We start from the raw sequence: 7,019 nt of genomic DNA, 5'->3' as shown, positions 1-7,019 counted from the left end.
CTACGAACGCAAGGCCGACCACTTTCTGGCCTTCACCAGCATCGCCTGCACCCTCATCTGCTACCGCAGACTCACCAAATGAGATGACTTCTTAGTACTGCAGCTGTAGATCGTGATCTTGCTGGCAGGGCTGCGATCAGGTGTCCGGATCGATATCGGATCGCGTGAGGTGCTTGCCCGCTGGCACGCCGCCTTCATGGATCACGCGGAAGTGCTGCTCATCGGAGGGCGAGCCGGTGTTAGCAAGACGACGGTGAGGTGGGAAGCTTCGGCACTGTTACGTGCCGCGGAGATCCCTCACGCGATCGTCGAGGGTGACTTCATGGGGGCAGGTTCGTGCGGAAGGGCCCGGTCCTGCGACAGGACCAGTTGGGCCGACGTTGGCCGACAGCTTCGCCCAGTAGGCAGTGCCGTCGTCGACGGCGTCGTGGACGAGTAAAAGGACGGGCCTGTGCCCATCGAGGTCACCGAAGGCGTGCTGCGCGTCAAGGGCGCCGCCCCACAGCTTCCCCGACGCCCTCTCCTGCAGCGCAGACACCAGCCGCGACCATCCGGACGCGCCTATCGCGGTACGGACCGGAACACTCAGAGTGCGCCCCAAAAGAGGGGGCGCTCATGCGCCGGAGCTCGTTGACGCCTTCAGCGCAATCTCGTTGAGGTGTACATCGCGGCACGTGCCTGACCGCGTGTGGGTGGCGCTGTCAGCCCTTGGGAACGACAGTGCCCGGGGCGCGGCCGACGCTACCGCCGTGTTCTTGCTCCGGCACCTGGTTTCCGGCCGCGGGTGTACTGCATGCAGGGGTCGGCCTCGCCTGGCGGGGCACCAAGCTGCCGGGAGGGATGGTCAGTGCGTGAGGACGAATCGGATGACACTGGTGAGGATGACTAGGCCGACCAGCAGTGCCGAGGTGACGGCTGTGATGCGGCCGGCACGGTCGGGAGAGGGCACCCCGATCACCTGCGTGCGGCGCTTTCCGGGGAAGACGTAGAAGACGCGCGATGGGATGGCCGTGACGGTGACTCTGGCCACGGGCAGCCAGCGCAGCGTCACGCGCCGGGTGATCTCGCCTTGGACGGGTTGGAGGCATTGGTTCGAGTGCTGCGCAGTGCTCGGAGTAGAGGTCCTCAGGCAGGGCCTCATCGTCGGTCAGGGTTATCTCCGGCTTCCAGCGCCCGGTGAGAGCCGCCCACAACCGGATGGGAAGGAACGGAGCCTGGCCCCACTGGGGATGGCGGACGGCATCGCAGTGGTGGGTGTGCTCGATCACCGCCTCGGTCCAGGTGGTGGTCACCCCTGCGCCTCCGCAGTGTGCGTCCTGTCTGATTCCCGCCCCCGCACAGTCCGCGCAGGACTGTATCCCGCGACCGCGGCATATGGTGCACCGGACGTCCCTGTCCCCTTCGCAGTCCGGACAGGCGGACTGACCGGCTCCGCACATCCGGCAGGTGGCAGCTTCCTCGGGTCCGGCGTCATCTAGTACTCCAGTCTGACTTCGCGATCTTGTCGCGGACCCGGCTGGGAACGGGTACGGCCACCGCGTGATCATCGGGGGTTGTGTGGACTCCTGAAGATCGTGCGGTGGCCGCGGGCCATAGCGTAGACCCTGCCCGTTGGCGGGCGATGTTCGACCAGGTCATGCCCGCTGGATAGATCACGAAACCGCACTGGAGTACTAGCCGGCCGCGAAGGCGGCCCGCGCCGCGTCAAGGATCGAACGTGCGCCCCGGCCGGCGAGGTCTGCGGCCAGGGTCGCACCGAGCTTTTCCGGTTCGGCTGCCGGACCGGTCAGTGTCCCTGAAATCTGCGCCGTTCCATCCAGGGAACTGACCTGCCCGAACAGCTTGAGTGTTCCGTCCCGCAGGATCTCGCCGTACGCGCCCACGGGCACACCGCACCCGCCGTGGAGTTCGGCGAGCAACGCGCGCTCCGCCCTGGTTTCCGCGTCGACCGCCAAGTTTCCCACCGTGGACAGGATCTCGCGGAGCGGGGCCGAGCGTTCATCCGTACGGACTTGAATGCCCAACGCGCCTTGCCCGGGGCTCGGCGGGAAAAGGTCGAGCGGCAGCAACTCGCCGATCGCGTCGTCGAGGCCGAGCCGGTGAAGCCCCGCCACCGCGAGGACCACCGCGTCAAGCCCTTCGGTTTCGATCTTCTTGAGGCGAGGCGGGACGTTCCCCCGGATGGCAACGATCTCAAGGTCGGGGCGTACCGCGAGGAGTTGAGCAATGCGCCGAGGGGCACCCGTTCCGACACGCGCCCCCTTCCGTAACGCGGCGAGGGTCGAGCCGCATAGCGCGTCGCGTACGTCCTCGCGTCCCGGCGGGGGCAACAACATGAGGCCGCGAGGATTGGCCGTGGGAAGGTCTTTCAGCGAATGGACGACCACGTCCACGTCGCTGCGGGCCAGTGCCGCTTCCTGCTGGCTGCTGAACGCCGAGCCGCCGCTGACGGCGGACACGTTCGACAGCGGCGACCTGCGGTCCCTGTCGCCCCCTTCCAGGATCGCCCGATGCGTGAAAGTGGTGTCCGGGAACCGCTTGCGCAGCGGGCGCAGATATTCGCGTACTTGAGCTTTGGCGAGGTTGCTCGCGCGCGAGCCGACGAGGTACTGAGCCACGGTGACCAACTCTCCGAGCCTGAGGGGGTGCCGTCAGGCTATGGCCCGGCGCCGCGTGCTCATGCAGACACCAGGTCGGCTAGCGCGCGCCGATGTGCAGGGCCAGTGCGCCGTCCGGCAGCAGTTCCACGCGTAGCTGGGTCAGGTCCTCGACATGGGCGTCCGGGGCCATCGCCGCCGCGCGCGGTCCCACGCCCACCACGCGCATGCCCGCCGCCCGCGCCGCCGCGATGCCCGCCTCGGAGTCCTCGAAGACCACGCACTCCTCCGGGGGTACGCCGAGCGTGGCCGCGCCCAGGAGGAAGCCCTCCGGGGCGGGCTTGCTCGCCGCGACGTCCTCGGCCGTGACGCGGATCTTCGGCATCGGGAGCCCGGCGGCGGTCATCCTGGCCTCGGCCAGCGGAACGTTCGCCGAGGTCACCAGGGCGTGCGGCAGGGCGGTGAGTGCAGCCATGAACTCCGGGGCGCCCGGTACGGGGACCACGCCCTCCGTGTCCGCGATCTCCTCGGCGAGCATCGCGCGGTTGTCGGCGAGGTTCTGCTCCATCGGGCGGTCCGGCAGGAGGACGGCCATGGTGGCGTACCCCTGGCGGCCGTGGACCACCTTCATGATCTCGTGCGGGTCCAGTGCGTGGGCCCGCGCCCAGCGGGTCCAGCAGCGCTCGACGGAGGCGTCGGAGTTGACGAGGGTGCCGTCCATGTCGAGGAGCAGGGCCTTGACGGCGTCGAGCTTCACGGGCGTCTCCGGGCTGGGCGGGGCGGGGCAGATCGTCGGCGGGCCGTACGACCGTGGGCCGTACGACCGTACGGGCGGACGTGGCCGGGACAAAGTGACTCCACCCGTCGGTCAGGTGAACGGGCGAAGCCACTTTGTTTCGTCATTATACAAAGAGCCTTCAGCCCCGCGCGCCGTACCCCTGTCCGTAGCCCTTCCCGTACCCCTGGCCGTACCCCTGGGTCTCGGTCTCCAGGGTGAGCCGGGTCCGGGGGCCGTACACGCCCTGGGCGTCCTCCTGGAGGTTCCGCGTCTCCTGGAAGCGGCGTACGGCGTCCTCGACGGTCCGGTCGTACTGGCCGTTCGGCTGCGCGTAGAACAGTCCGACCCCCGCCAGCCTGAGCTGTAGCTCCACGACCTCGTCGCCGGAGTCGCCGGGGGCCAGCGTGGAGCCCGCCGTCCCGCCCGGCTGCGCGGCGGCCGAGGTCTCGGCGGGCCCGCTCGGCGAGGCCGTGGCCGGCGGCTTCCTGGACGCGGACGGCTCCGGCGCGCGGGAGGACGGCGGCGCGGACGGTGTGACCTCCGCCGACGGTGACCGCGCCACGTCCGGGGGCCGTGCCGACGCGGTGGGCGAGGGAGAGGCCGGCGCGGACGCCTCCTCCGTCGTCCCGTCGTTGGCCGACGGCAGCCAGGTGCTGATCGTGTCCGGCACCGCGTGTTCGTCCCGGTCGGCCCCCGCGAACAGCCCCCCGGCGAAGGCCGCCGTACCGACCACGGCGACCGCCACCGTGCCGGCCGCGAGGAGCCGCAGCGCGGTACGGCGCCCCCTCGGCGGCCGGGTGGGCGGGAACGGCGCGGCCGGCGGTCCGGCGGAGGCCGTTGCCGGTGCGGGTACGGCGGTGGGGCTGAGCGGCGGCAGCGGGCCCGCCGTACGGAAGGACGTCGGCGCCGCGCCCGTCTCCTGGTCGCCGAGCTTCACGTACGGCCGTACGCGCAGCGGATGGAAGTCCTCGGACTCGGCGATCTCCGCGTCCTGCGCCGACCGGGCGCCCTGTTCGGCCGACGCGGCGGAATCCGGTGCGGATCCCGACGCGGTGGAATCCGGTGTGGTGGATCCCGGCACCGTGGACTCCGGCGCGCCGGAGTCCGGCGTGGATGTCGGTGGCGCCGACGCGCGCACGTGGGGCTCCGACGCCGGCGGTCTCGACGCCGCCGCCTCCGGCACCGTGGATTCCGCCGCCCCCGACTCCCCGCAGCCGCAGCCGCAGCCGCAGCCGGGTCTGCCCCCCGCGCCCGGCGGCGTACCGCATCCGGGACAGAGCTGTCCTGACACCTTGGGTTCCCCTCCCCTTGAACTGCCGCCGATTATGCAGCCCCCACATGACGGACGTACGCGCGCCCGAACGGCATCGGCCGCCGCTCGGCAGGCCATAACGGGACAGAGCGGCCAGGATGGATATCCAGTGGACCGACGGCGTACGGACAACGGCCCGGCGCCGGTCCGTCGGCGCCCCCGACGACGTATCGACACCGCCGCCCCGCGACGCGGCGCGCGGACCCAGCCCTATCCGGCCGACCCGACCGGCCCAGCCGGTCCTGGCGACCCCGTGGACCCGAGGAGTTGTTGTCCCCATGGCTCAGGAAGTGACCGCCCCGGCCGTCAGTGCGGCCCCTGCCCCGGGGCGGAGCCCGCGCACCGTCCTTCTCGCGATAGGCGCGCTGCTCATGGGCCTGCTGCTCGCCTCGCTCGACCAGACCATCGTCTCCACCGCACTGCCGACCATCGTCAGCGACCTCGGCGGTCTGGAACACCTCTCCTGGGTCGTCACCGCGTATCTGCTGGCCTCGACCGCCGCCACCCCCCTCTGGGGCAAGCTCGGTGACCAGTACGGCCGGAAGAAGCTCTTCCAGACGGCCGTTGTCATCTTCCTGGTCGGCTCCGCGCTCTGCGGCATCGCGCAGAACATGACGCAGCTCATCGCCTTCCGCGCGCTCCAGGGGCTGGGCGGCGGCGGTCTGATCGTGCTCTCGATGGCGATCGTCGGCGACCTCGTCACACCCCGCGAACGCGGCCGGTACCAGGGCCTGTTCGGCGCTGTCTTCGGCGCGACCAGCGTCCTCGGACCGCTGCTCGGCGGCTTCTTCACCCAGCATCTGAGCTGGCGCTGGGTCTTCTACATCAACCTGCCCCTCGGTGTCGTCGCGCTGCTCGTCATCGCCGCCGCCCTGCACATCCCGGTGGACCGGACCCGCCACACCATCGACTACCTCGGCACCTTCCTCATCGCGTCCGTCGCCGTCTGTCTCGTCCTCGTCGCCTCCCTCGGCGGCACCACCTGGGCCTGGGGCTCCGCCGAGACCATCGGGCTCGCCGTCCTCGGCCTGGTGCTGCTCGCCGTCTTCATCCGGGTCGAACGGCGCGCGGCCGAGCCCGTACTGCCCCTGCGCCTCTTCGGCCTCAGGACCTTCACGCTCGTCGCCTGCATCAGCTTCATCGTCGGCTTCGCGATGTTCGGCGCGATGACCTACCTGCCGACGTTCCTCCAGATCGTCCACGGCATCAGCCCCACCCTGTCGGGCGTCCACCTGCTGCCCATGGTCCTCGGCCTGCTGATCACCTCCACCGTCTCCGGCCAGATCGTCAGCCGTACCGGCCGCTGGAAGGTGTTCCCGATCCTCGGCACCGGTGTCACCGCCGTCGGGCTGCTCCTGCTCCACCAGCTCACCGAGTTCACCGGTACCTGGGAGATGAGCGCCTACCTCTTCGTCTTCGGCGCCGGGCTCGGGCTCGTCATGCAGGTCCTCGTCCTGGTGGTGCAGAACGCCGTCAGCTACCGGGACCTCGGCGTGGCCACCTCAGGCGCGACCTTCTTCCGTTCCATCGGCGCCTCCTTCGGCGTCGCCGTCTTCGGCACGATCTTCAGCAACCTGCTCCGGGACAAGCTCGCCGCCGCGCTCGCCGGCAAATCCCTGCCGCCCGGCGCCGGGACCGGACAGCTCGCCGCCGACCCGAACTCCCTCGGCCGGCTCCCCGCCGCGCTGCGCGGCCCCGTACTGCACGCGTACGCGACCTCCATCACCGATGTCTTCCTGTACGGCGTGCCGGTCGCGCTCCTCGCCTTCGGTATCGCCTGGTTCCTGAAGGAGGACACGCTGCGCGGCTCCGTGACGGCCCCGGAGATCACCGAGACCCTGGCGTCCAACCCCGTCGAACGCTCCTCGCGCGACGAGGTGGCCCGCGCCCTGTCCGTCCTGGGTACGCGCGAGGGCCGCCGCCGCGTCTACGAGACGATCACCGAGAAGGCGGGGTACGACCTGCTCCCGGCCGCCAGTTGGCTGCTGCTGCGGGTCCGGCGCGAGGGTGTCGTGCAGCCCTCCGCGCTGGCCGAGCGCGCCACCGTGTCGCTGCGGACCGTCACCGACGCGTCCCGGCAGCTGGAGGAGCGCGGGCTGACCCGCCGCCGGGGCGTGGAACTGACGCTCACGGAGCGGGGCGCGGAGACGGCCGAGGCGCTGGCCGCGGCCCGGGAGGAATCGCTCGCCGAACTGCTGGGGGACTGGTGGGGGGCCGACCGGCCGACCGATCTGGTGGCCCTGGTGAAGGAGCTGAACGGCGAACTGTGCGGCTCCGACGGCGAACAGCCCCTGGCCCCGCCGCCCAGGGACCACGCCGCCTGAGCCGGTCC

The 7,019-nt window shown here is 70.8% G+C and carries 5 protein-coding genes; 1 reads left to right on the top strand and 4 read right to left on the bottom strand.

Going from position 1 to position 7,019, the window contains the following annotated elements; genetic code table 11:
* Nucleotides 1-844: 844 nt before the first annotated feature.
* From ACIQ7D_RS27785 to ACIQ7D_RS27770, 4 genes are all read right to left on the bottom strand, one after another.
* The gene (locus tag ACIQ7D_RS27785) at nt 845-1,051 is read right to left on the bottom strand and encodes a hypothetical protein (RefSeq protein WP_403941938.1); all 207 of its coding nucleotides are present in this window, start codon (nt 1,049-1,051) and stop codon (nt 845-847) included.
* Nucleotides 1,052-1,673: 622 nt separating this feature from the next.
* On the bottom strand, nt 1,674-2,618 hold the full coding sequence (gene hemC, locus ACIQ7D_RS27780; protein WP_403941936.1) for a hydroxymethylbilane synthase: 945 nt from the start codon (nt 2,616-2,618) through the stop codon (nt 1,674-1,676).
* Between the two features lie 79 nt (nt 2,619-2,697).
* The gene (locus ACIQ7D_RS27775) at nt 2,698-3,354 is read right to left on the bottom strand and encodes an HAD-IA family hydrolase (RefSeq protein ID WP_403941933.1); all 657 of its coding nucleotides are present in this window, start codon (nt 3,352-3,354) and stop codon (nt 2,698-2,700) included.
* A gap of 160 nt (nt 3,355-3,514) precedes the next feature.
* Nucleotides 3,515-4,456, bottom strand: coding sequence for a peptidoglycan-binding protein (locus ACIQ7D_RS27770; RefSeq protein ID WP_403941930.1), 942 nt, complete (start codon nt 4,454-4,456; stop codon nt 3,515-3,517).
* 509 nt (nt 4,457-4,965) lie between these two features.
* Between ACIQ7D_RS27770 and ACIQ7D_RS27765 the strand changes: the two genes are divergently transcribed.
* On the top strand, nt 4,966-7,011 hold the full coding sequence (locus tag ACIQ7D_RS27765; protein WP_403941929.1) for a DHA2 family efflux MFS transporter permease subunit: 2,046 nt from the start codon (nt 4,966-4,968) through the stop codon (nt 7,009-7,011).
* Nucleotides 7,012-7,019 lie beyond the last annotated feature (8 nt).

The sequence above is a fragment of the Streptomyces sp. NPDC096310 genome (genome assembly GCF_044763125.1).
GTDB lineage: Bacteria > Actinomycetota > Actinomycetes > Streptomycetales > Streptomycetaceae > Streptomyces.
Note: the sequence above shows the minus strand (reverse complement) of the source record. Positions and strands in the feature narration are given on the sequence as shown.